Origin of the sequence: Microvirga guangxiensis (assembly GCF_900102135.1) — a bacterium.
Taxonomy (GTDB): domain Bacteria; phylum Pseudomonadota; class Alphaproteobacteria; order Rhizobiales; family Beijerinckiaceae; genus Microvirga; species Microvirga guangxiensis.
The window spans coordinates 370,338-394,427 of record NZ_FMVJ01000005.1 but is presented as its reverse complement, the minus strand read 5'-3'; the positions used below and the strand labels follow the sequence as shown (position 1 = coordinate 394,427).

Sequence of the window (24,090 nt, the reverse complement as noted above, 5' to 3'; positions counted from 1 at the left end):
CGTGAAATTCGCCCGCCCCATAATCGTGTTCTCTCACGAACAAGAACGCCGCCTGGCGAACCCGCCCATGGCGGCGGCAGGACGATCAAGGGGATAGCATGGCCCAACGCAGGGGTGTATCGCGAAACTTAGCGGAACGTTCACTCGAGCCGCAATCAATTGCCGAGATCATCGCTTCGGGGGACCCCTTTTCCGTTCTTGGTCCTCATGAGACCGCGCCCGGCACGTGGGAAGTTCGTGCTATTATTCCCGACGCTGATCATGTGACGGTTCTGGATCGAGATGGAGAGACAATCCTGAGCTCTATGGAGCGAAGGCTGTCGGAAGGCCTCTTCGTTGGCACGATAAAGGCCGACCAAAGGCCGGATTACCGCCTGCAGGTCGAAAGGCAGGGACATACGGAGGTAAGCCACGATCCCTACAGCTTCGGAACATTCCTGTCCCACAACGATCTGATAGATCTGCGCAACCCTGGCAGCGATGCGGTTTATACGAAGCTAGGTGCCCATCATCTCGACCTCGGTGGGATCCAGGGTTTTCTCTTTACTGTCTGGGCTCCCAATGCGCGCCGCGTGAGTGTGGTCGGCGAGTTCAACAGCTGGGATGGGCGACGCCATCCCATGCGGCGACGGCACGAAGGCGGTGTCTGGGAGCTTTTCATCCCCGATGTTGCTTCGGGGCAGGGCTACAAGTTCGAGATCGTAGGTCTTCACGGCAACCTTCTCGCCTTGAAAGCCGACCCCATCGCGTTCACAGCCGAGAACCCTCCGGCCACTGCTTCAATTCTCAAAGGAGCGCCGTCCTTCAAGTGGAAGGACGATGAATGGATGAAGTCTCGCGCGGCCACGAACCAGCGCAAGGCCCCCATGTCGATCTACGAGTGCCATCTCGGTTCCTGGGCTCGAGTGCCCGAGGAAGGCAACCGCTATCTCACCTATCGCGAACTTGCAGTCAGGCTCATTCCTTATGTGAAGGATCTCGGCTTCACGCATATCGAGCTTCTGCCGATTACTGAATATCCTTTCGACGGCTCATGGGGCTATCAGCCGATCTCTCTTTTTGCCCCCACGAGCCGCTTCGGAACACCAGAGGATTTTGCGGCCTTCGTCGAGGCAGCCCATGCCGCCGGCATCGGCATTATTCTCGATTGGGTACCGGCACATTTCCCGAACGATCCGCATGGCCTAAGCTATTTCGACGGCACGCATCTTTACGAACACGCCGATCCACGCCTCGGCTTCCATCAGGATTGGGGCACCTACATCTACAATTACGAGCGGCAGGAGGTTTCCACATTCCTGGTCGCGAATGCCCGTTTCTGGCTAGAGCGTTATCATCTCGATGGGCTCCGCGTTGATGCGGTCGCGTCGATGCTCTACCTGGATTACTCACGCAAGCCTGGAGAGTGGATTCCGAACCGCTACGGCGGCAACGAAAATCTCGGTGCTATCGATTTTCTGCGCCGCATGAACGAAGTGGCCTACGCTTCAGCTCCAGGCGCCGTTACCATCGCAGAAGAATCGACGGCATGGCCCGGTGTGTCCCAACCGACCTATACAGGGGGCTTGGGTTTCGGCTTCAAATGGAACATGGGATGGATGCACGACACCTTGCGGTACATCAGCAAGGATCCTGTTTTCCGTTGCCATCACCACCATGATCTGACCTTCGGCCTTCTCTACGCTTTCTCCGAGAACTTCATCCTGCCTCTCAGCCATGACGAGGTCGTTCACGGCAAGGGCTCGCTCATCCGGAAGATGCCAGGCGATCAATGGCAGCGTTTCGCCAATCTGCGCGCCTATTTCGGATTCATGTGGGGGCACCCTGGCAAGAAACTCTTGTTCATGGGTGGCGAGTTCGCTCAGGAGCAGGAGTGGAACCATGACCACAGTCTCGACTGGCACCATCTGAGTGATCTCTACCATAAGGGAGTTCAGACGCTTATCCGTGACCTCAATCATGCCTATCGGACAATTCCCGCCCTGCACGAAAGAGATTGCGAATGGCAGGGCTTCGAATGGATCGTCTCTGACGACCGGGACAACAGCGTCATCGCGTGGCTGCGCCGCGGCGACAAAGAAGATTCCATCGCAATCGTCGTTTCGAACTTCACCCCCGTCGCACGGGAGGGATACCGGATCGGCGTTCCCGTTTCAGGCTTCTACCGCGAGGCGGTGAACACGGACGCCTCAATTTATGGCGGCGGCAATGTCGGCAATCTTGGCGGCATTCTTGCTGAAAAAAGAGAAAGCCACGGACTCCCCTGTTCTCTCTGCCTCACCATTCCACCCCTTGCGACGCTCATTCTCGTCCTCGAAAAAACCTGATCCACCCACCATATTGTCGAGCTTTTTTGCGGGACTTCATACCACTTTGCGCGTTGTTGACCTGAACTGATCTGCTCCGCTTCCCGAGACATAATATGAACGACAAAGTCGCCGCCAATGAACCAGCCCCAGCCGAGATTGTAGCGCCGAGCGTGCGGCGTACATCCCGACTTCGCGAGGGTCTTCCCTACCCTTTGGGCGCCACTTGGGACGGCCTCGGCGTCAACTTTGCCCTCTTCTCAGCCAACGCCACCAAGGTCGAGCTGTGCCTGTTCGACTCGGAAGGCAAGCGCGAACTGGAACGGATCGAGCTGCCTGAATATACGGACGAGGTCTGGCATGGATATCTGCCTGATGCCCGCCCTGGCACCACCTACGGCTATCGTGTCTATGGACCTTATGAACCCGACGCCGGGCATCGGTTCAATCACAACAAGCTGCTTCTCGATCCCTATGCGAAGCAAATTCTCGGCGACCTGAAATGGGATCCCGCGCTTTTCGGCTACACCGTAGGTTCACCGGATGCCGACCTGTCATTCGACGAGCGCGACAGCGCACCCTTCATGCCGAAATGCCGGGTGATTGAATCGGCATTTACATGGGGCAATGAACGCAGGCCCCAGACCCCCTGGGAACGTACCATCATCTACGAAGCGCATCTTCGCGGCTTCACCATGAAGCATCCCGCGATCCCAAAGGACATACAAGGCACGTGCTCAGGCCTGATGCACCATGAGTCCATCAATTACATCAAAAGCCTTGGCGTCACCGCCGTAGAACTGCTGCCCATTCACGCCTTCGTCGACGACAGTTATCTGATCGAAAAAGGCCTCCGAAATTACTGGGGCTACAACACCATCGGATTCTTCGCACCTCAGCCACGCTATCTCGCGACCCCCTTCGTGAACGAAGTGAAGGAAATGGTCAGCCATTTCCACGATGCCGGCATCGAAGTGATCCTGGACGTGGTTTATAACCACACGGCGGAAGGAAACGAACTCGGGCCGACGCTTTCCTTCAAAGGCATCGACAACTCATCCTATTATCGCCTTGCGCCCGACAAGCGGTACTACATCAACGACACCGGCACCGGCAACACCGTCAATCTGAGCCACTCGCGCGTTCTGCAGATGGTGACGGACTCCCTGCGTTACTGGGCGCAGGAGGTTCATGTGGACGGCTTCCGCTTCGACCTCGCTACCATTCTTGCCCGCGAACCTCACGGCTTCGAGGAAGACGGACGCTTTCTCGATGCCGTCCGACAGGATCCGGTGCTCAGCCGGGTGAAATTGATCGCGGAGCCATGGGATTGCGGTCCGGGCGGCTATCAGGTCGGCCGCTTTTCGCCCGGCTGGGCCGAGTGGAATGACCGGTACCGCGACACGGTGCGGGCCTACTGGAAGGGCGAGGATGGAAAGCTCCCGGAGCTTGCCTCTCGCCTCACCGCTTCCGCCGACCTCTTCAACAAGCGCGGACGCAAGCCTTGGGCGTCAGTGAATTTCGTCACGGCTCATGACGGCTTCACGCTCCATGATCTCGTATCGTACAATGACAAGCACAACGAGGCGAACGGCGAGGACAACAGGGACGGCCACGATCATAACCTGTCCTGGAATCATGGCGTAGAAGGCGAGACGAAGGATCCTGAGATCCGCGCCCTGCGCTACCGCCAGATGCGGAATATCCTCGCCACGCTGCTGTTCTCCCAAGGAACACCCATGCTGCTGGCCGGCGATGAATTCGCTCGTACCCAGAGGGGCAACAACAATGCCTATGCTCAGGACAACGAAATCTCCTGGATCGACTGGGAGGGCGTAGATGAGGATGGCGCGGAGCTTTTCGAGTTCACGCGCAAGCTGATCCAGCTGCGTCAGAACCTGCCTATTCTACGCCGGGGACGTTTCCTTTCCGGTGTTTATAACGAGGAGCTCGACGTCAAGGACGTGACGTGGCTTACGCCGGATGGGGATGAGATGACCCCTGAGCATTGGGAGGATCCGCATGCCAGATGCTTCAGCATCCTGCTCGATGGCCGCGCGCAACCGACGGGCATCCGCAAACGCGGTACGGACGTTACGCTTCTCCTCATTCTCAACGCCCATCATGACGTTGTGAAGTGCAGGTTGCCCGAGGTGACGGGCGGACGCGCATGGGCATGTCTTGTCGATACGAATAAGCCAGAGCTGGCATTTCCGGCGCCGTTCAACTTCGGCAAGGAATATACGGTGACAGGCCGATCGCTGCTTCTGTTTCAGCTCCAGCCGGAGGAGCAGCCCAAGCAAGAGAACAAGCGGAGGGCCTGACCGGCCCTTCTCATCCCTCTTCGAGACATGAACGGTAAAGATGCGCGTATTGCCTGGCGGGTCTTGACCAGCCGACCTCCGCTGCCATGCCGTTCTGCTGCAAGCGGCGCCAAGTCTCACTCTCAGACCAAAGCCTTTTTGCTCGAATTACCGCATCGGTGAGACCGCTCAGATTGACAGGCGAGAACTGGAAGCCTGTTGCAACGCCCGACGCAATGGCCATTTCATTGGCATCGATCACCGTATCGGCCAAACCACCGACGCGGGAAACGATGGGGAGGCTGCCGTAATGCATGGCGCAGAGTTGCGTTAGACCGCAGGGCTCGAAGCGAGAAGGCACGAGCAGTGCGTCACTTCCCCCCTGAATGAGATGCGCAAGGCTTTCGTCATAGCCGAAGAAGCATCCGACTTGACCAGGATAGACGATGGACGCCGCTCGGAAGCTCTCTTCGAGGGTCTTGTCTCCAGCGCCCAGCAGCGCGAGTTGCGCCTTGTCCGCAAGGAGGGACGGCAAAGCTGCAAGCACAAGGTCCAAGCCCTTCTGCTCGGACAATCGGCTCACCACGCCAAAAAGCATCGCGTCAGGATCTACCTCCAAGCCCAAATGCTCTTGAAGGGCTTCTTTGTTGACCTGACGCCTGCCCAGATCACCCCTCGCGAACGGCGCAATCAGGGAGCGGTCTGAAGCAGGATCCCAAACGCTCTCATCGATCCCGTTCAGAATGCCGGATACATCCCTGGAACGGGAGCGCAAGAGACCATCGAGACCCATTCCACCCTCAGGGGTCTGAATCTCCTTCGCATATGTCGGAGAGACGGTCGTGATGCGGTCGGCAAGCCGCAATCCTGCCTTCAGGAAGCCGATCTGCCCGTAATACTCGACCCCATCCACGGTGAAGGAATGAGGAGGCAGACCCAGCTCGTAGAGTATATCCGCTGGAAAGATGCCCTGGAAGGCGATGTTATGTATCGTGATGACCGTGCCAGGACGAGGCATGTCGCCGTAATGCAGATAGGCCGGTGCAAGACCAGCCTGCCAATCGTGAGCATGCACGATGTCGGGAACGAACCCTGGCACTGTCCCCTGCCCGATATCAGCAGCGATCCGCCCGAGCGCGGCAAAGCGCCATGCATTATCCGGCCAGTCGCGACCATCCGGCGTCAGATAAGGCGAACCTGGGCGATCATAAAGATGAGGGGCATCGATGACAAAGAGATCCAGCTCGTTCGCCTTCGCAGAGACGAGGCGCACCGTTCCGCCGAAGAGATCGGGATATTCACGAACGGTTTCGATGCGCTCCAGAGTCTTCAGGACGGCGGGATAACCGGGCAGAAGCGAGACGACATTCACTCCCTCGCGCGCCAAGGCGGCGGGCAGCGCGCCGGCCACATCGGCCAATCCTCCTGTCTTGATGATGGGAAAGAGTTCCGATGTGACGGATAGAACGTTCAATCGGCTCATCCAGTGAGCCTGTCTATCATGGGTCTCGTGATGAGGCAGATCCCGCGTTCGGTGCGGCGGAAACGCCGCGCATCCTCCTCCGGATCTTCGCCGACCACCAATCCGTCCGGAATGCGTACGCCACGGTCGATCACCACATTCTTCAGCCGGGCTCCCCGACCAATATCGACGTAGGGAAGAATGACCGCACCTTCCACCTCGGCATGGGAATGGAGATGGACGGCCGTGAAGACGAGCGATTGGCGTAAGGCTGCCCCGGAAACGATGCAGCCGCTGGAAACAAGCGAGTTGATGGCGTGGCCTCGCCGGCCCTCCTCGTCATGCACGAATTTGGCAGGGGGCCAGGTTTCGGAGAATGTCGAGATCGGCCAATCACGATCATAGAGGTCGAGAGAAGGGACGATAGCCGTCAGGTCGATATTGGCCTCCCAATAGGCATCGACAGTTCCGACATCGCGCCAATAAGCCGGCGCATCGCTGCCACCGGCCTCTGCACCGGAGCGAACGCAGGAATTGGAAAAGCGGTGGGCAATCGCTTTCCCGTGCTCGACAAGATAGGGGATGATGTCCTTACCGAAGTCGCGGTTCGAACCGGGTGTCGCCGCATCCCGCCTCAATTGCTCGAACAGGAAGCGCGTGTTGAAGACATAGATCCCCATGCTGGCGAGGGCCATACTGGGATTACCCGGAATGCCAGGGGGGTCTGCGGGCTTTTCCAGGAACGAAATAATGCGGTCCGACTCGTCGACTCCCATCACCCCGAAACCTGTAGCCTCCGCGCGCAGAACCTCGAGGCATCCGACGGTCACGTCCGCGCCGGAATCCACGTGCTGGCGGAGCATGATCTCGTAGTCCATCTTATAGATGTGATCGCCCGCAAGGATGATGATGTATTCCGGGTCGATGCTCGCGATGATGTCGATGTTCTGATACACCGCATCCGCCGTTCCCTCGTACCACATGGTTTCGGAAACGCGCTGGCTCGCGGGAAGAATATCGAAGCTCTCATTGCGCTCGGAGCGGAAGTAGTTCCAGCCTCTTTGCAGATGCCGAATGAGGCTGTGCGCCTTGTACTGCGTTGCGACGCCAATGCGGCGAATACCGGAGTTCAGAGCATTGGAGAGCGCGAAATCGATGATCCGTGTGTTGCCGCCGAAATAGACTGCGGGCTTTGCGCGAATGTCGGTCAGTTCCATAAGTCTGGAGCCACGTCCGCCTGCAAGGACGTAAGCCATGGCATGGCGGGCAAGAGGCGCGGAAGCAACGCTCGGGCTGGGCAAGATGGGGTCCTCACATCAAAAACAGGGATATGTCCTGCTTGGTAGACTCTAAATCCGGCTGGAAGTTCTCTTTGCCTGTCCTGAAATTCAGTATTGAATACCTGATCCTGAAGCCTTCGCTCTGCATCGAGCGAAGGCTGTGATCACCCTCAAGTCATGTCGACGTCTTCGTAGATCGTCTCCGCTTCGGGGCAGTGATTGTCTCGCCGATGGGGTTACTGACTTCAGCCGCAGTTTCTACCACTGCCGCTGCAGTGCTTTTCCGCTTACGGGTCTTGGGAGCGGAAGGGCTCGTGAGCACCTCGTCCAGAGTCTGACTGGTCATTCCAAGAGGCGCGGCGCTCGTTTCCACGGGTGCCTCTTCGTGGCCTCCGACGACCGGATACGATTCCTGCGTATCACCGGAAGCGCCACTCTCCTGCCCGAGAAGCTCCTGCTCGGCCCTATACCAGTATTCGTCCGCGCGGTCCGGCATGCTTCCATGCATGATCCATAGTTCATATGCCCGTTCCCGGATTCTTTGTTCAAGCTGCTTGTCCATGATGACCCTTTTTATCCTCGAGCGTGCCCTGTTCTGGGAGCGGCTGACCAGCCGCCATTTACAGGGCCGCTAATCCAACGCCCGCAAGCTGCATAAGTTATTAGGCAGCCTCGCCGAATGACAACGCCTCGGACCGGGAAGCTTGAGGTTTTAGGCCTCATTCGCGGCTTAATTTTTAAGCGGACGGTAAGGAACAGGCCCAGCCTAGGTACAATATCTCAGGACCGGGAACCTTGGCTTCACTACAGAGTTGCCGATGCAGTTCCCTCATGGCCATGAGCAACGTGCATTTTATTGATGAAACCAACGGGCTGACCGGATCCAGCACAGGCTTCAAATCGGAGCCTGTAAGCGCTCGTCCAATTCTGCAAGCCGGCAGCAATTGTTGGCGCATTGCGCCTGCGGACAAGGCGGCCGCCCTCATCGACGGTGAAGAATACTTCACCCAGCTCGAAGCCGCCCTGCGTCAAGCGCAGCGCTCAATCATGATCATCGGGTGGGACTTCGACGGGAGCATTCGTCTGCGGCCTGATGTCAGCGCTGAAGCGTCTCCTCCGCTCGGCCCCCTCCTACGCGCGCTCGTGGAGGAGAAGCCGGAGCTTGAAGTTCGCATCCTGGTCTGGAGCATTGCCGTGGTCCATGCTCCAGGCGCACCCGGCCCACTGATTTTCGGAGCCGAGTGGCAGGACCACCCTCGCCTTCAGCTGCGCCTGGACAAGCATCATCCTCTCTATGCAGCGCATCACCAAAAGATCGTCTGCATTGACGATAGCCTTGCCTTCGTCGGCGGCATGGACCTGACCGTCAGACGGTGGGACACAAAGGAACATTCCTGCGATAACCCATATCGCCTGCGGGAAGACGGCACGATCTACGACCCCGTCCATGACGTTCAGATGGTTGTCACAGGAGCCGCCGCTCATTCCATCACCGAACTGGCCTATAGCCGCTGGAAGGTTGCGACCGGCGAAGAGATCAGCTGCACGCCTTGGCCTGTTTTGGATCCGTGGCCTGCAGATCTTGAGCCGGATTTCATCAATGCTCCGGTTGCCATTGCCCGTACCTATCCTGCCTGGGGCGATCAATGCGCCGTTCAGGAGGCTTCGGTGCTCAATCTCGACGCTCTCGCGGCGGCGAGAAAGTCGATTTATATCGAAGCGCAGTACATGACGGCGCCCAGTATCGGCGATGTTCTGGAGCTGCAACTTGCCAACCCGGACGGGCCTGAGGTCATCGTGATCCAAACCCACGAGTCGCATGGCTGGGCTGAAAAGAGAGTCATGGGCACGAACCGGGATCGGCTGATCCGCCGCTTGCGTAAAGCAGATCGCTACAACCGGCTCCGGGCATATTTTCCTGTCGTGCCCTCGAAGGATGGCTTCTGCCAGGTCTTGATCCACTCCAAGCTGATCATTGTCGATGATACATTTCTAAGGATCGGCTCATCGAACCTCAACAATCGCTCCATCGGCCTCGATACGGAATGCGATCTCGCCATAGAGGCTACGAACGACCAGATGCGTCAAATGATCGGCCGCCTGCGGGATCGCCTCCTGGCGGAGCATCTCGGAACGGACCCGGAGATTTTCGCTGATGCCGTCTCCAAGGAAAGCGGCTCATTGATCGCCGCTATCGAGCGTCTGAACGTGAACGACCGGCGCCTGCATGTTTTCGATGCGATGTTCGACGAGGGCCCGGCAGAACCGGCTGTAGGCACAGGCCTTCTCGATCCCCTGGAACCTTTCGAGCCGCTCCGCTTCCTGAAGCGTTCCAGCGAATAATTACCCTCGTGCGGTAGCCTCGACCAAGGCCCCTCGGACATGGCTGCGACGGAAGACGAGTTCGGTCAGCAGGAAGACCACGATTCCCATGCACAGCGGGATCAGAAAGTAGACGAACCGGAAAACCAGAAGAGGGCCGATCAGGTCTTGGCCTGGAAGAAGGTACATCACCACACTCTCGATAACCCCGAGACCGCCTGGCACATGGCTGATCAGGGCTGTTGTGTTGGCGATGACATAAACCGATGCAACGCCTACATAAGCCACATCCGTAACGGCGGCGAGAGCCTGGTGAAGACAGGCGGCGACACAGGCGAAATTGACCGAGCCGATGATCACTTGCCCAATGGCAAGGCGCAAAGGCGGCATGTCGAGTTTCCATCGCCAGATCTTCAGAGACTTCCGCACGAATGCGGAAAGCACGAGGTAGATCGCAGGCAAAGCCAAGCAGGCTATGCCGAGCACGATCACGATAGATTGCGAGAGGCCCGTGATCTCGACCGCAAGGCTTGAGCGCAGCAGCAGCGCCGCGCCCCCGAGCACCAGGAGCCCAAGGCCTACGGTGGTGCCGCAAAAGACGATGATCTTCGCCACCTGCTCGGCGTTCAAGCCCCAGCGCGTGTAGAACCTATACCGAACGGCACCGCTGCTCAGAAAGGCAAGGCCGATATTATGGCCGAGCGAGAGGCTGGTGAACGAGGCCCAAAGAGCCTTGTAATAGGGCAACGGATGGCCCACGTAGCGCAGAGCAAGGTAATCGAACCCACTCAGGCATATGTAACTTGCCGCGGCGAAGCCGCCCGCCGCAACCAAGCGCCCTGCCGGAATGGCGAAAACCGCTGCAAGGAGCTCATCCATGCTGTAGCGGCTGAGCGTGCGGTAAAGCAGGAAAGCTGCGAGGCCGATGGCGACAACCGCGATCAAGGGCTTCCAGATTTTCCGCATTTCCATCCCTACTCTAAACTCTAGATAGCCTATGGCAAAGCTTGCCTTTCCTGCCTTGCCGATATTGACTTAGGACAAGCACTCCCGATGCGTGACAGTTCCGCTTACTCGTGGAGATGCTCTACACCGATTTTGTGCCCCCTGACGGGCATCACTTGGAACTCCACCATGAGAGGGAGGTGGTCCGATGCGGCGCGGGCCATGGGCGAGCGCACGGATTCGACACGCACCACATGGATCGAGCGGCTGACGAAGACGTGGTCGATCCGAAGCATCGGCATTCTAGAAGGAAAAGTGGGCTGTGCGCGGTGATGGGGGATGGCTGCCTGGACGTCTCGAAGGCGAGACGCCAATCGTTGATAGGCCCTGGAGCGAGGCGATGCATTGAAATCCCCCAGCAGGATGACCGGCTCGCGGCAAGCTGGATGACCGAGCCATTGTGGCCCGAGAAGGCGCTCCACCTGCGCCAATCGCTCATTACGGCGAAGACCCAGATGCGTCGTGATGACCTGCACATCCGTCCCGCCGAAATCGATCGATGCCCAGAGGGCGCCTCGCGGCTCGGGAGCCAAGCGACCCGTCCTACCCGGCAGTGCTCCTGCTTTGAGCAGATGAGAGGGGCGGTGCGTCAGGATAGCGTTGCCGTACTCCTCCTCCATGACGCGCAGGCTGGCATGGAAATGCATCTGCATGCCGAGAGCCTGGGCAATTGCGTGCGCCTGATCGATGCCACCGGTGCGTGCCCGCCTGACATCCAGTTCCTGAAGAGCCACGACGTCGGGCTCATATGCTGCGATCACATCGGCAATGCGCCCCGGAGAGAGCCGCCCGTCCGTTCCAAGACAGCGGCGCACGTTATAGGTCAGTATACGCGGCACATGGCCTCCTTTCTGCAGGGAACGTCTGGCAGGCGGGCGAAGCCCCGAAAGGCAGCCTCAGCAGCACTAACACCTGAAAAGCCCAAGATTTCCATCGGAGCGGTCGAGCTTGGCACTCGGCAAGGCGCTGAGGGTCCGAGAGATGGCAGGGCAGCAAGCCACCTGCCTCAAAAGAACGGGAGCCGTGCGTACATCCGGCACTGGCTCCCGTCTTTCCGACCGGTCACCCGAGCAACCGGATCGGGTCAAGATACGCCCAAACCCATGGATGGCGGCAACGCATAGGAGGTATGAAATTGACTCCTTTGAGGAGCCTCCCCTCTTGCGAAGACCCAGTGGCTTAAGGCACTGACCGAGCCTGATGGAATGCGCCTTGGCCAACTTCGACGGAAAAGGGATTTTTCTGGCGGTTCAGGCAGGTTATGCCCTTCCCTCGACAGGCGAACGGAGACGACATGAGCGAGCAGTTCTCTCTTCAGAAAGACAAGATCCGGGTGCTTCTGCTCGAAGGAGTGAACGAAAGCGCTGTCGAGCTGATCCGGTCGGCTGGCTATACGAACATCACCTATCTGAAGACCGCCCTCGACGAGAAGGACCTGATCGAGGCTCTGCAGGGCGTTCATATTCTTGGGATCCGCTCCCGAACCCAGCTCACCCGCGAGGTCATCGCCGCTGCCAACCGCCTCATCGCGGTCGGCTGCTTCAGCGTCGGGACGAACCAGGTCGATCTCGAAGCGGCTCGACAAGCCGCAATCCCGGTCTTCAACGCTCCCTTCTCCAACACACGCAGCGTAGCCGAACTCGTCATCGGCGAGATTGTCATGCTGCTGCGCCGCGCCTTCCCAAAATCCGCCGCGGCTCATGCGGGCAACTGGGACAAGTCGGCCATCGACAGCCATGAGGTGCGCGGCAAGACACTCGGCATCGTCGGCTACGGCAATATCGGGTCGCAGCTTTCGTATCTTGCCGAGTCTATGGGCATGCGCGTGATCTTTTACGATCAGACGGACAAGCTGCGCCACGGCAATACGGAGCCGGCTGATAGCCTGCATGATCTGCTTGGCCAGAGCGATGTGGTGAGCTTGCACGTTCCTGAGACACCGGCCACGCACCGCATGATCGGCGCTTCCGAAATAGCCCGCATGAAGAAGGGCGCCTATCTCATCAACAACAGCCGCGGAACGGTGGTCGATCTCGACGCTCTCGCTGAGGCCCTGAAGAGCGGCCACCTGCGCGGGGCCGCTGTGGACGTGTTCCCCGTAGAACCTGCCTCAAACAAAGAGCGCTTCGTGACGCCGCTCCAAGGCCTCGACAACGTTATTCTCACGCCGCATATCGGCGGATCCACGGAAGAAGCCCAGGAACGCATCGGCGCCGAAGTCGCCAGAAAGCTGATCGATTATTCCGATGTCGGCTCGACGATCGGGGCCGTCAACTTCCCGCAGGTGCAACTGTCGTCACGGGCTACCGGTACGCGTTACATCCACGTCCATCGCAACGTCCCCGGCATGCTCGGCCGCCTCAATCAGGTTTTCTCGTCGCGCGGCCTCAATATTACGGCACAGCACCTGCAGACCGATGGCGAAATGGGTTATGTGGTGATCGAGGTCGAGGGCCAGCCCGAGCATAGCCGGGAAACGCTGCATGAAATCCGCGCCCTGGAAGGTACGATCCGCGCTCGCCTGCTTTACGCGCTCGGCTGATCGATGAAGCATCCAGGCGTCGCACTTTCCTAAAGCGCGAAGCCGTGCTTGGATTGCTGCATGGCCGCAAGCGTACAAGATCGCATCAAAAGACTGTTGCAGCAAACCGCGTCGCGCCTCGCGGATGCCGCTCGCCTGCCGGCCGTGGCGGTCGAGGGGACAGAGGTGACGCTCGGTGACGCGTCGCCTTCATCTGGACCGCGGGCCCACAATCCTATAGTCAGCGCGACACCTTCGCCTTCCACTCCTTCCGATGAGCCAGATACCCCAATAGACATGAGCGCTTCCGTCGACACACTCGCCGAACAGATGCTGACCCTGGTGGATATTGTTTCCGCCCAGGAGAAGGACATCAAGGCTCTGAAGGAACAATCCAGAAAGCTCGAAGAGCACAACCAAGCCGTCATGGTTGCCTTCTCGGCTTTCTTTCACGTGCTGGCAGTCGGCCGCGTCGCGAAAGCCAGTGAGATCGCCTCTCTTCTGCAGAACATCAGCAAGATTGCGGAGCAGGAAGGACGCCCCAAGGAATCCGTCGCGTTCCTCCAGAGCCTCGCCAAAATGGTCCCAGGAAGCTCAGGTCCTGAACAGGACACATAGCTGCATATTCCTAAGATCGAATTTCTTAAGCATCCATTAACCTTAAGCATTCATGATCTCGCCGTTGCATAACGGTACGAAACCATCCGGCGGGAGAACTCCATCCCCCTCCCTGCGATGAAACCGTCGGGACACCTTCACGGAAGGACACGGTTCATGTCTGTGGAAAGGGCGAATGTCGCGGTCGAGAACCTGATTGCAGATCATATTGCCGCTTCCTTCAGGCAAGAGACACCGTCTGCCAGTCGTGAGACCACCGCTGCCCAGATCCGAAGCCGTATCACGGATCGCTTTCAGACTGGCGCGCTCGGCCTCGAGCAGGACAATATTCCTCCCACAATCCAGCTCCTGCGGGCCAATTTGATCAACGCTTTCGCGTTCCTGCCACCTCAGTCAGCCCAAGTTTCCCAGGATCGCACAGAGCAGCTTGCTCTCCTCCAGGCCTCCGCTCAGGAGTTGCACCGTACAGGGGGCTCCTCAGGTCCGACACGAGGCACGCCCCTCCATGTGGATCTCCTTCTCGAGCGCCAGCAGCTTGTTGTGAAGAACGAGTTTACGGAAGGCTTCGGGCGGTTCGAAACGTGGCTTGTCGCGGTTGCCGTGCTGGCCCTCGTCCTGATCCAGGCCATCGATTACCTTTGGGCGGTGCCGATACTTGCCCTAAGCATCGGGCGTTCCTGGCATCTGGATCACCAATGCAGGAAGCGCCGCACAAGGATCGCGGAGATCGATGCGATCATTCAACCGGCTGTGAAGAAATCTCACGTTTGAGGCGGCAGGAGAGCATCCCGCAACGCCTGCCAGCTTTCCCGATCCGGCGCATTGATCAGCCCGCCTCCCCTGTTGACGGGCAGATATGGCGAACCGTCGAAGTGCGCTGAATATCCCCCGGCTTCACGATGAATCAGGCAGCCTGCCGCATGGTCCCACGGCATGACGCTCGACGAGAAGGCAAAGTGCATGTGCCCGGCTGCAATCTGGCGATAGCTATGTGCGGCGCATCTCAAGTCCGCCGCCATGGCCACACGAGGCAGATTGCCTGTCACGATGGGCCGAAGCGCCTCGGGCAGATAGCGCCAGGACACATTCCCTGCCATCTGCGCGAGAGGCACGCGGGGCGCGACCTTCAAATCTTGGGTGCTGCCATCCGGTCTTTGTATCCATGCCCCTTCTCCACGAACGGCCATCGCCCAATCGTCCGAGATCGGGTCCAGGATGATCCCACACACGACCTCCCCTTTCATCACGGCGGAAGCCATGACACCGAACAGCGGCAAGCCGGATGCGAAATTCAAGGTTCCATCGACGGGATCGAGGATGAAGGCGAGCTCGGCATCGCCCAATCCATCGAGGAGCGTCGGATCACGGCTCACGCCTTCCTCACCGATGACTGTCGCATTCGGAAATGCCTTTAAGAGATCGGCTTCGATGGCGCGCTCCGCCGCCTCATCCGCATCCGTCACCAAATCGAGCTGCGATGTCTTCATGCGGATCGCATCGGAGGACAGGTTCCGGAACCTCGGCAGGATTTCGGCTTGCGCTACGCTCCTGAGGATCTCCGCAACGGCGATGGCATCGGATCTGGAAAAGGTCATCGGATTTCGTACTGTTCTGATGGATGGGCGAGAGTGATCTGTAGCGAGTAAGCTCAGATCATCTCAAGCGGGCGCTTGCGTTTTGGTGGCGGAAACTCGGAATCGATGGCTTTCAGCTCATCGGGGCTGAGCAGGATTTCGAGAGCCTGACGATTGTCGCGAACATGGGCGGGGCTGGAAGCCTTGGGAATCGCGATGATACCAGGCCTTTGGAGAAGCCAAGCCAGAGCGATCTGATAGGCGCTCGCGCCACGATTGTGGCCAATGGCTTGAAGGATGCCGGATTTCGGCAGTCGGCCCTGCTCGATGGGGCTGTAGGCCATCAGCGGTATCGTGCGCTCCGACATCCAGGGAAGCAGATCATGTTCGGGGCCACGCCGCGTCACATTGTAGAGAATCTGGTTGGTTGCACAATTTACGCCACCTTCGACCGTGAACAACTCCTCCATGTCACTGGTGTCGAAATTGCTGACACCCCAATGGCGGATTTTTCCGGAACGGCGCAGATCTTCGAAACCTGCTACCGTTTCCTCCAACGGCACATTTCCGCGCCAATGCAGAAGATATAGATCGAGCCAATCTGTCTTGAGCCGTTTCAGGCTTCGCTCACAGGCCTCAACCACTCCCCTGCGAGTGGCATTGTGCGGATAGACCTTGCTGACGAGAAACAAACCGGCACGCTCGTGCCCAAACGCTTCCGCAATCAGCTTCTCGGATGCGCCTTCACCGTACATCTCCGCTGTATCGATCAACGTCATCCCCAACTCGGCGCCCAGACGCAAAGTCTCGATTTCCTGAGCGCGCTTGCTGCCGTTCTCTGCCATTTGCCAGGTTCCCTGCCCGAGCGCGGGAACGGTTTCGCCTGAAGGCAGCAGGACGTGTCGGCTCATGATATCTCCCTTGGGAAGGATGATCGGCTCATCCTTCTGATGAACAGTTTCGGATTATTTGGATCTAATTATTGCAGTCGCGGCTTTTTCATGAAGCGGCCACGGTCCGCGGATCTGATTGTCACGTCGAAGGTATCTCCTTCACGCTCCAACGTCAGAGGCACATCCACGCCCGCAGGCCCAAGCGCCCACATGGCGCGATAGAATTCGGCTAGCGACGAGACGGTCTGTCCGGAAACCGCCTGAATGTTGTCTCCGGCTCTCAATCCCGCACGCTGCGCAGGAGCATCGCCGGCGAGGCCGATAATCGAGACCTGATCTTCTTCCGTTTCCGACACATAGAAGCCGAGCCAAGGCTTAGGCGGCTTGCCGACATGGCCCAGTGTCAAAAGATCATCCAGGATCGGCTTCAAAAGATCGATGGGCACACTCATGTTCAAGGGAACGACGGCGCCACCCTGCGCCTGATGCTGGAGCTGGAGCGAGCCGATCCCAACCAGATCTCCGCGCGGACCGATCAGCGCCGTGCCACCCCAATTGGGATGGGCCGGCACCGTGAAGATGGCGCTATCGATGAGATACTCCCAATAGCCGGCGAATTCCTGACAGGCGACAACCTGGGCCGCGAGGGAATGCGTGTGCCCGCCGCTGCCTCCCATCACCAGCTGATCTCCAGGCAGCAGACGCCGGGAATCTCCGATTGGCATGACGGGCAGCCCTAGCGGCTCGAGCGCCTGCACCAAACCAAAGCCGCTTTCGTAATCGTATGCGACCACATGAGCTTCGACCGTGCGGCCCTTATTGGTGGTGAGCCAGACCTCCTCGGCTTCTGCGATCAGATATCCGATGGTCACGACAAGTCCATCCGCTCGGATCACCACACCCTGCCCTGCCCTTTCGGTGCCTAGGGTCTCAGCGGTAAAGGCATCCTCCGGCACGTGAGCGCGTAGGGAAACGACAGCGTTGAGAGCGTCTTTAAGGTCGTAATTGAGCGCATCCGGGTCGGGCTGGAACTCAGGCGGGATCTCCCATTCCTCTGGTGAGTGCATTGGAAAACTCCTTACCCGCCTCTCCAGACCGCCGCACGCTGGATCGGGAAAGATCCTCAATATGATCAAGATGGCGGAAAATACCGGAGGTTCAACCCGTGCGCGCCCAATTGGCATTAACACCTTAGGAGGCTTGACTTAAATCAAGGTTGATTGACCGAAAGCGGAGCATAGGGCTGGCATGACGCCAGAACTTATTGCCCGCTATGATCAGCGCGTCCCGCGCTACACGAGCTACCCCACGGCCCCACATTTCAAGCCGGACGTGGATTGCGAAACTTATGCGCAATGGCTCTCGGAACTCCCGCTCCAGACGGCGCTTTCGCTCTATCTGCACGTACCCTTCTGTGCGGAGCTTTGCCTCTATTGCGGCTGCCACACCACAGTTGCCCGCAGCTACCGCCCGGTCGCCTCCTACGTGGAGCTGCTGGAGCGTGAAATCGAGCTCGTAGCCCAGCATCTACCGGGTCGCATGGGCGTCACTCACATCCATTGGGGTGGCGGCACGCCGACGATCCTGTCCGGGAGCGATCTCAGGCGCATCATGAGTCTCCTGGAATGTTCCTTCGGCATCCGCTCGACTGCCGAGATTGCCGTCGAGATCGATCCGCGTACCCTCACTCCCGAGCATGTGGAGGCGCTCGCATCCTCCGGGCTCAACCGTGCAAGCCTGGGCGTACAAGACTTCGATCCCAAAGTTCAGAAGACCATCAATCGCATCCAGTCCTTCGAGCAGACAGAAAAAGTCGCAACTTGGTTACGTGAAGCCGGAGTGACGGGCATGAACCTCGATCTCATGTACGGGCTTCCCTATCAGACGACAGAGAGCATTCTGCGCACTGTCGATCAGGCCCTGCAACTCGATCCTGACCGCATCGCCCTCTTCGGCTATGCGCATGTGCCCTGGATGAAGCGCCATCAGGCGCTGCTGCCGGAGGAGGCCATGCCCGACGCCATCCAGCGCGTCGAGCAGAACAGCGCCGCGGCCTCCGCTCTGATGAACGCAGGCTATGTGCAGATCGGCATTGACCATTTCGCAAAGCCTACCGATCCCATGGTCATCCGTCAGCGCGAAGGACGCCTACACCGGAACTTTCAGGGTTACACGACAGATGAGGCCACGGCTCTCATCGGCTTCGGCACTTCGGCCATCGGTTCCCTGCCGCAGGGCTATATTCAGAATGCCCCGAGCACCGTCGCTTATCGCGAAGCGATCACGAATGGCCGCCTCCCGACTGTGCGAGGCGTCGCCCTGACCGATGACGACCGCCTGCGCCGGAGCATCATTGAGCGCCTCATGTGCGACTTTGCGGTCGATCTGGAGCGAATCGCACCTGATAACAGCCGGCCCGACTTCAGTGCCGAGATCGTGGCCCTCGACCTCTTGGCCCGTGACGGCCTCGTCAAGCGCGATGGTCTCATCATCGAAATTCCTGAGGAAAGCCGTCTGCTCGTCCGAAACGTCTGTGCGGCTTTCGACCGCTACCTGGAAAGCGGAGCGGTGCGGCATTCGCGTGCCGTCTGAGGTCTTTCCGGGGGCATGAGCAGGGCAAGGCCCCTGTTTGATTTGCATCAATGCCCCTTCCCCACCCCGCGCCTAGTGAGAAAACTGATGGCGAAGCTCAGGGCCTCGCCAAACTAAAGAACGGTCGAGACCTATGGCTCATACGGCAACAACCTCTAAAGGAATGACCTTCGGCGAAGCAGGCTCCGCCCTTGCCTTCGGCGCCCTGGCCTTCCTGAGCATCATCATCGCGGCAAAGGCCTATACGCCCGAATACGCGTTCCATGCTTACCTCTTTGCGGCCGCGAGCGTTGCGTCCGTGTTCGTGATCGTCAACCGCTACTACGAGCGGCCTGCCGCTCTGCCGCCGCTGACGATCAACGGCAAGCCCAACTACAACATGGGTCCGGTGAAATTCGCGACCATCGCCTCCGTGATCTGGGGCATCGCGGGCTTCACCATCGGCCTCCTCATTGCCCTTCAGCTGGCGTTTCCATCGCTGAACTTCGACACGTCCTGGCTGTCCTTCGGCCGCATGCGGCCGTTGCACACCTCCGCGGTGATCTTCGCCTTCGGCGGCAACGTGCTCATCGCCAGTTCGTTCTACGTGGTTCAGCGCACCTGCCGTGCGCGCCTCGTCGGCGACATCTCTCCTTGGTTCGTTGTTCTCGGCTACAATTTCTTCATCGTGATCGCGGGGACGGGCTACCTGCTCGGAATCACGCAGGGCAAGGAATACGCCGAACCGGAATGGTACGCGGATCTCTTTCTGACGATCGTGTGGGTTACGTATTTCCTCGTATTCCTCGGCACCGTCATGCGCCGCAAGGAATCCCACATCTACGTGGCGAACTGGTTCTACCTCGCCTTCATCCTGACCATCGCAGTCCTGCATCTCGGGAACAATGCGACGGTTCCCGTCTCGATCTTCTCGCCGAAGAGCTACATCGTGTGGTCGGGCGTTCAGGATGCGCTGGTGCAGTGGTGGTACGGCCATAACGCGGTCGGCTTCTTCCTCACCGCCGGCTTCCTCGCCATCATGTACTACTTCATCCCAAAGCGGGCCGAGCGGCCGGTCTATTCCTACCGCCTCTCCATCATCCACTTCTGGTCCCTGATCTTCATGTATATCTGGGCTGGCCCGCACCATCTTCACTACACCGCTCTGCCTGATTGGGCCCAAACCCTTGGCATGGTGTTCTCGGTGATGCTGTGGATGCCTTCCTGGGGCGGCATGATCAACGGCCTCATGACCCTCTCCGGCGCATGGGACAAGCTCCGTACGGATCCGGTTCTGCGTCTCATGGTGGTGTCGGTTGCCTTCTACGGCATGGCCACTTTCGAAGGCCCGCTCATGTCCGTGAAGGCCGTGAACTCCCTGTCGCACTATACCGACTGGACCATCGGCCACGTTCACGCCGGCGCGCTCGGCTGGGTCGCCTACATCTCCTTCGGCGCTGTCTACTGCCTCGTTCCGTGGCTGTGGAACAAGAAGGAACTGTACTCCATGAAGGCCGTCTCCTGGCACTTCTGGATCTCGACCCTCGGTATCGTGCTGTACATCTCCTCGATGTGGGTCGCAGGCATCCTTCAGGGTCTCATGTGGCGTGCCTATACCAACCTTGGCTTCCTCGAGTACTCGTTCATCGAGACCGTCGAGGCCATGCATCCCTTCTATATCATCCGTGCACTCGGCGGCGCTCTCTTCGTAGCCGGCAGCCTGATCATGGCGTGGAACGTCTGGAAGACGATCACCAGCGCCGAGGCTGCTGAAGAAGAAGCTCTTCCGGCACAGCCCGTCCTCGTCGCTGCTGAGTAAAGGAAACGATCATGTCATTCTGGTCCCGTCATAAGATCTTCGAGACCAACTCGATCATCCTCGTCATCGGCGTGCTGTTCGTGATCTCGATCGGCGGTCTCGTGGAAATCGTGCCCCTCTTCTACCTGAAGAGCACGATCGAGAAAGCGGAGGGCGTGCGTCCCTACACGCCTCTCGAGCTCGCCGGCCGCAACATCTACGTGCGTGAAGGCTGCTACAACTGCCACAGCCAGATGATCCGTCCGCTGCGGGACGAGGTGGAACGCTACGGTCACTACTCTCTTGCGGCCGAGAGCATCTACGACCGTCCCTTCCAGTGGGGCTCCAAACGCACCGGTCCGGATCTTGCCCGCGTCGGCAACAAGTATTCCGACGAATGGCATAGGGATCACCTGAACGATCCCCGTGCCGTGGTGCCGGGTTCGATCATGCCAAGCTATCCCTGGCTCGAGAAAACCGAGCTCGACATGTCCTCCGTCGCTGAGGACATGAAGATCCAGGCGATGCTGGGCGTGCCCTACACCGAAGAGATGCTGAAGCTTGCGGAAAGCGATGTTCGCATCCAGGCGAATGCCGATGATCCCAACGCCGTCGATCTCGCCAAGCGCTATCCCAACGCCCAATCGCGCACCTTCGACGGAAATCCGCAGAAGATCACCGAAGCCGATGCCCTAATTGCCTATTTGCAGATGCTCGGCACGCAGGTGGACTTCAAACTCTATGACAACAAAGCCAACGTGCGCTGAGGACGAAGATCATGCCAGCCGCATATAAATTCTTCGCTGAATTCGCCCAGACCTGGGGTCTGCTCTACTTCGTAGGCGTCTTCCTGGTGGTTCTGCTCTATGCCCTCGCACCCTCGCGGAAGGAGCGTTTCGATGCTGCCGCCCGCATGCCTCTCCAGGAGGATTGATCCTATGGCCCATGAGAAACATGAAAAGGTCGACGCCGTCACGGGCGTGGCGACAACCGGGCACAGCTGGGACGATATCGAAGAGCTCAACAATCCGCTGCCGCGCTGGTGGCTGTGGACCTTCTATCTCTGCATCGTCTGGGCCATCGCCTACTGCATCGCCTATCCGGCCTGGCCGCTCGTATCGTCATACACCAAGGGCGCCCTCGGCTGGCATTCCCGCGATGCGGTGGAGGTCGAGCTCGCGGCCCTGAAGGATCAGCGCTCGGGCATGACGGCGAAGCTCGCTGCAAGCTCTCTTGAAGAGATCAAGCAGGATCCCGAGATGTTCGCCTTCGCTCGCGCACAGGGCAAGGCCGCCTTCGGCGACAACTGTGCCCCCTGCCATGGAGCAGGCGGCGGCGGAGCCAAGGGCTACCCGAACCTGAACGACGACGATTGGCTGTGGGGCGGCTCCCTGGAGCAGGTCCACCACACCATTCAGTTCGGCGTGCGTTCCACGAACGACCAGGGTCATTCCGGCACCATGCCTGCCTTTGGCCGCGACGGAATGCTCAAGCGCGAGGAGATCTCGCAGGTGGCGGACTATGTGCGCTCCCTGTCGGGCCTGCCCACTGAGAAGGGCGTCGATCTCGCGGCGGGAGCCAAGGTCTTCGCGGACAACTGCGCAGCCTGCCATGGCGATAAGGGTCAGGGCATGCTGGAGCTGGGCGCGCCGAACCTTTCGGACCAGATCTGGCTGTTCGGCTCCGACAAGGCGACGATCGTCGAGGGTCTCATGATCGGCCGCGGCAGCGTGATGCCGGCCTGGCATGGGCGTCTTGATGACACCACCATCAAGGCTCTGACCCTCTACGTTCACTCCTTGGGCGGCGACCAGAACCGCTAAGCTGCGTCGATCAATCCCATACGGATTTATACTGAAGGCCGGAGGAGCCCCTCCGGCCGCTTGCTTGACTCAAATCAAGGCACTCCCCCAGCCCTCCCCCTATCCAGGATCTCTCCTGACCGAGAACCTGCGACGGATTCGATGGCTGACGCTCCAGTATCTTCCTCTCTTGCGACTGCACAGGCTGAAGACGCCCCGCTTTACGCACCACGCAAGCAGATTTACCCGCAGGCCGTGAAAGGCCGTTTCCGTACGATCAAGTGGGTCGTGCTGGCCATCACCCTCGGCATCTACTACCTCCTGCCCTTCATCCGCTGGGACCGTGGACCTAACGCCCCCGATCAGGCGATCCTCGTCGACCTCGCGAACGGGCGCTTCTATTTCTTCTTCATCGAAATCTGGCCGCAGGAAGTCTATTACTTCACGGGCCTGCTGGTGCTGGCTGCGCTTGCTCTTTTTCTCATGAACGCCGTCGCAGGTCGCGTCTGGTGCGGCTATCTCTGCCCTCAGACGGTTTGGACCGACCTTTTCTATGCAGTCGAGCGCTGGATCGAAGGTGACCGCCGCGAGCGCATGCGTCACGACAAGGAAAAGCTCACGCTCAAGGTAGCGGCGCAAAAGGGTCTCAAGCACTTCATCTGGTTGATGATCGCCTGGTGGACTGGCGGCGCGTGGGTTCTCTACTTCGCCGATGCGCCGACGCTCGTCTATGAGCTGGCAACCTTCCAGGCTCCGATGCTCGCCTATATCTGGATCGGCATCCTGACCTTCACGACGTATACGCTTGCAGGCTTCATGCGGGAGCAGGTTTGCACATATATGTGCCCATGGCCGCGCATCCAGGCCGCACTGACCGATGAATACGCCCTCAACGTCACCTATCGCTACGACAGAGGCGAGCCGCGCGGCTCGATGAAGAAGAACGAAGCCTTGAAGTTTCAGGGCCTGCCCGCGGGCGATTGCATCGATTGCAATCAATGCGTCAACGTCTGCCCTACCGGCGTCGACATCCGCAAAGGTCTGCAGCTCGATTGCATCCAGTGCGGCCTTTGCATCGATGCGTGCAACACGGTGATGGAGAAGATCGACCGCCCGCTGAACCTGATCGCCTACGACACCGATATGAATGTGAAGGCCCGCATGGAGGGCCGCCCGGAAGTACGCCGGATCGTGCGTCCACGGACCATCTTCTATGCCGCCATCATTGCGATTGTCGGCGCCATCATGATCGGGTCGCTCGCCATGCGCCAGACGGTTTACCTGAGCGTCATGCACGATCGCAATCCGCTCTTCGTCCGCCTTTCCGACGGCTCGATCCGCAACGGGTTCACCATTCGTGTCGCGAACAAGAATTTGGACGAGCGCAGCTATATCCTTGCCGTTGACGGCCTTCCCGGGGCCAAACTCGATATCGTCGGGGGTGAGATCGATCAGCAGGGGCGCGCCGTCGTCAAGGTCGGCCCCGACCAGACTTTGGAAGCTCGCGTTCTCGTCAGCTCGCAGGGCTCCAACGTTGCCTCATCGACCGACATTCACTTCACGCTCACCGACCCGAATTCCGGAGATTCCACACGGATGAGCGACTACTTCAAGGCGCCTTGAGAGGATCATGCA

The 24,090-nt window shown here is 59.1% G+C and carries 20 protein-coding genes; 12 read left to right on the top strand and 8 right to left on the bottom strand.

Going from position 1 to position 24,090, the window contains the following annotated elements:
- The first annotated feature begins 98 nt into the window (after positions 1-98).
- The gene (gene glgB / locus BLP10_RS10655; protein WP_091134129.1) at positions 99-2,327 is read left to right on the top strand and encodes a 1,4-alpha-glucan branching protein GlgB; all 2,229 of its coding nucleotides are present in this window, start codon (positions 99-101) and stop codon (positions 2,325-2,327) included.
- Between the two features lie 95 nt (positions 2,328-2,422).
- Entirely contained in the window at positions 2,423-4,630 is a 2,208-nt protein-coding gene (glgX, locus tag BLP10_RS10650; protein WP_091134127.1) for a glycogen debranching protein GlgX, read from the top strand.
- Positions 4,631-4,640: 10 nt separating this feature from the next.
- Here glgX and glgA read toward each other — a convergent pair whose 3' ends face one another.
- From glgA to BLP10_RS10635, 3 genes are all read right to left on the bottom strand, one after another.
- Complete coding sequence (glgA, locus tag BLP10_RS10645) at positions 4,641-6,092, bottom strand: glycogen synthase GlgA (RefSeq protein ID WP_091134125.1); 1,452 nt, start codon at positions 6,090-6,092, stop codon at positions 4,641-4,643.
- A complete protein-coding gene (gene glgC / locus BLP10_RS10640) occupies positions 6,089-7,372 on the bottom strand; it encodes a glucose-1-phosphate adenylyltransferase (RefSeq protein ID WP_091134123.1) in 1,284 nt (427 codons plus the stop codon). The genes glgA and glgC overlap by 4 nt, the downstream gene beginning before the upstream one ends.
- A 154-nt stretch (positions 7,373-7,526) precedes the next feature.
- Positions 7,527-7,913, bottom strand: coding sequence for a DUF2934 domain-containing protein (locus BLP10_RS10635; RefSeq protein WP_091134121.1), 387 nt, complete (start codon positions 7,911-7,913; stop codon positions 7,527-7,529).
- Between the two features lie 269 nt (positions 7,914-8,182).
- Between BLP10_RS10635 and BLP10_RS10630 the strand changes: the two genes are divergently transcribed.
- A complete protein-coding gene (locus BLP10_RS10630) occupies positions 8,183-9,694 on the top strand; it encodes a phospholipase D-like domain-containing protein (protein WP_091134118.1) in 1,512 nt (503 codons plus the stop codon).
- On the opposite strand, the gene BLP10_RS10625 is transcribed toward BLP10_RS10630, so the two are convergent.
- Positions 9,695-10,639, bottom strand: coding sequence for a lysylphosphatidylglycerol synthase domain-containing protein (locus BLP10_RS10625; protein WP_091134333.1), 945 nt, complete (start codon positions 10,637-10,639; stop codon positions 9,695-9,697).
- 104 nt (positions 10,640-10,743) lie between these two features.
- Positions 10,744-11,517, bottom strand: a complete 774-nt coding sequence (locus BLP10_RS10620) for an endonuclease/exonuclease/phosphatase family protein (protein WP_091134116.1) — start codon at positions 11,515-11,517, stop codon at positions 10,744-10,746.
- 455 nt (positions 11,518-11,972) lie between these two features.
- Here BLP10_RS10620 and serA point away from each other — a divergent pair, with 455 nt between their 5' ends.
- The 3 genes from serA (at position 11,973) to BLP10_RS10605 (ending at position 14,588) form a co-directional block, all read left to right on the top strand.
- The gene (gene serA / locus BLP10_RS10615; protein ID WP_091134330.1) at positions 11,973-13,220 is read left to right on the top strand and encodes a phosphoglycerate dehydrogenase; all 1,248 of its coding nucleotides are present in this window, start codon (positions 11,973-11,975) and stop codon (positions 13,218-13,220) included.
- Between the two features lie 276 nt (positions 13,221-13,496).
- Complete coding sequence (locus tag BLP10_RS10610; protein WP_091134114.1) at positions 13,497-13,817, top strand: hypothetical protein; 321 nt, start codon at positions 13,497-13,499, stop codon at positions 13,815-13,817.
- 156 nt (positions 13,818-13,973) lie between these two features.
- The gene (locus BLP10_RS10605) at positions 13,974-14,588 is read left to right on the top strand and encodes a hypothetical protein (protein WP_091134112.1); all 615 of its coding nucleotides are present in this window, start codon (positions 13,974-13,976) and stop codon (positions 14,586-14,588) included.
- Here BLP10_RS10605 and BLP10_RS10600 read toward each other — a convergent pair.
- From BLP10_RS10600 to BLP10_RS10590, 3 genes are all read right to left on the bottom strand, one after another.
- A complete protein-coding gene (locus BLP10_RS10600) occupies positions 14,579-15,412 on the bottom strand; it encodes an inositol monophosphatase family protein (protein WP_091134108.1) in 834 nt (277 codons plus the stop codon). The two genes, BLP10_RS10605 and BLP10_RS10600, sit on opposite strands and share 10 nt — an antisense overlap.
- A 53-nt stretch (positions 15,413-15,465) precedes the next feature.
- Entirely contained in the window at positions 15,466-16,302 is an 837-nt protein-coding gene (locus tag BLP10_RS10595; protein ID WP_091134106.1) for an aldo/keto reductase, read from the bottom strand.
- A gap of 68 nt (positions 16,303-16,370) precedes the next feature.
- Positions 16,371-17,351 (bottom strand): S1C family serine protease, encoded by a 981-nt coding sequence (locus BLP10_RS10590; RefSeq protein WP_091134104.1) that lies wholly within the window; start codon positions 17,349-17,351, stop codon positions 16,371-16,373.
- Between the two features lie 181 nt (positions 17,352-17,532).
- Between BLP10_RS10590 and hemN the strand changes: the two genes are divergently transcribed.
- From hemN to ccoG, 6 genes are all read left to right on the top strand, one after another.
- Entirely contained in the window at positions 17,533-18,876 is a 1,344-nt protein-coding gene (gene hemN, locus BLP10_RS10585; protein ID WP_091134103.1) for an oxygen-independent coproporphyrinogen III oxidase, read from the top strand.
- 133 nt (positions 18,877-19,009) lie between these two features.
- Positions 19,010-20,674, top strand: coding sequence for a cytochrome-c oxidase, cbb3-type subunit I (ccoN, locus tag BLP10_RS10580; RefSeq protein ID WP_091134101.1), 1,665 nt, complete (start codon positions 19,010-19,012; stop codon positions 20,672-20,674).
- 11 nt (positions 20,675-20,685) lie between these two features.
- The gene (gene ccoO / locus BLP10_RS10575) at positions 20,686-21,420 is read left to right on the top strand and encodes a cytochrome-c oxidase, cbb3-type subunit II (RefSeq protein WP_091134099.1); all 735 of its coding nucleotides are present in this window, start codon (positions 20,686-20,688) and stop codon (positions 21,418-21,420) included.
- 11 nt (positions 21,421-21,431) lie between these two features.
- On the top strand, positions 21,432-21,587 hold the full coding sequence (locus tag BLP10_RS10570; protein WP_091134097.1) for a cbb3-type cytochrome c oxidase subunit 3: 156 nt from the start codon (positions 21,432-21,434) through the stop codon (positions 21,585-21,587).
- Between the two features lie 4 nt (positions 21,588-21,591).
- On the top strand, positions 21,592-22,476 hold the full coding sequence (gene ccoP / locus BLP10_RS10565) for a cytochrome-c oxidase, cbb3-type subunit III (RefSeq protein WP_091134095.1): 885 nt from the start codon (positions 21,592-21,594) through the stop codon (positions 22,474-22,476).
- 141 nt (positions 22,477-22,617) lie between these two features.
- Positions 22,618-24,078: a cytochrome c oxidase accessory protein CcoG gene (gene ccoG / locus BLP10_RS10560; RefSeq protein WP_091134094.1), complete on the top strand. Its 1,461-nt coding sequence runs from the start codon at positions 22,618-22,620 to the stop codon at positions 24,076-24,078.
- Positions 24,079-24,090 lie beyond the last annotated feature (12 nt).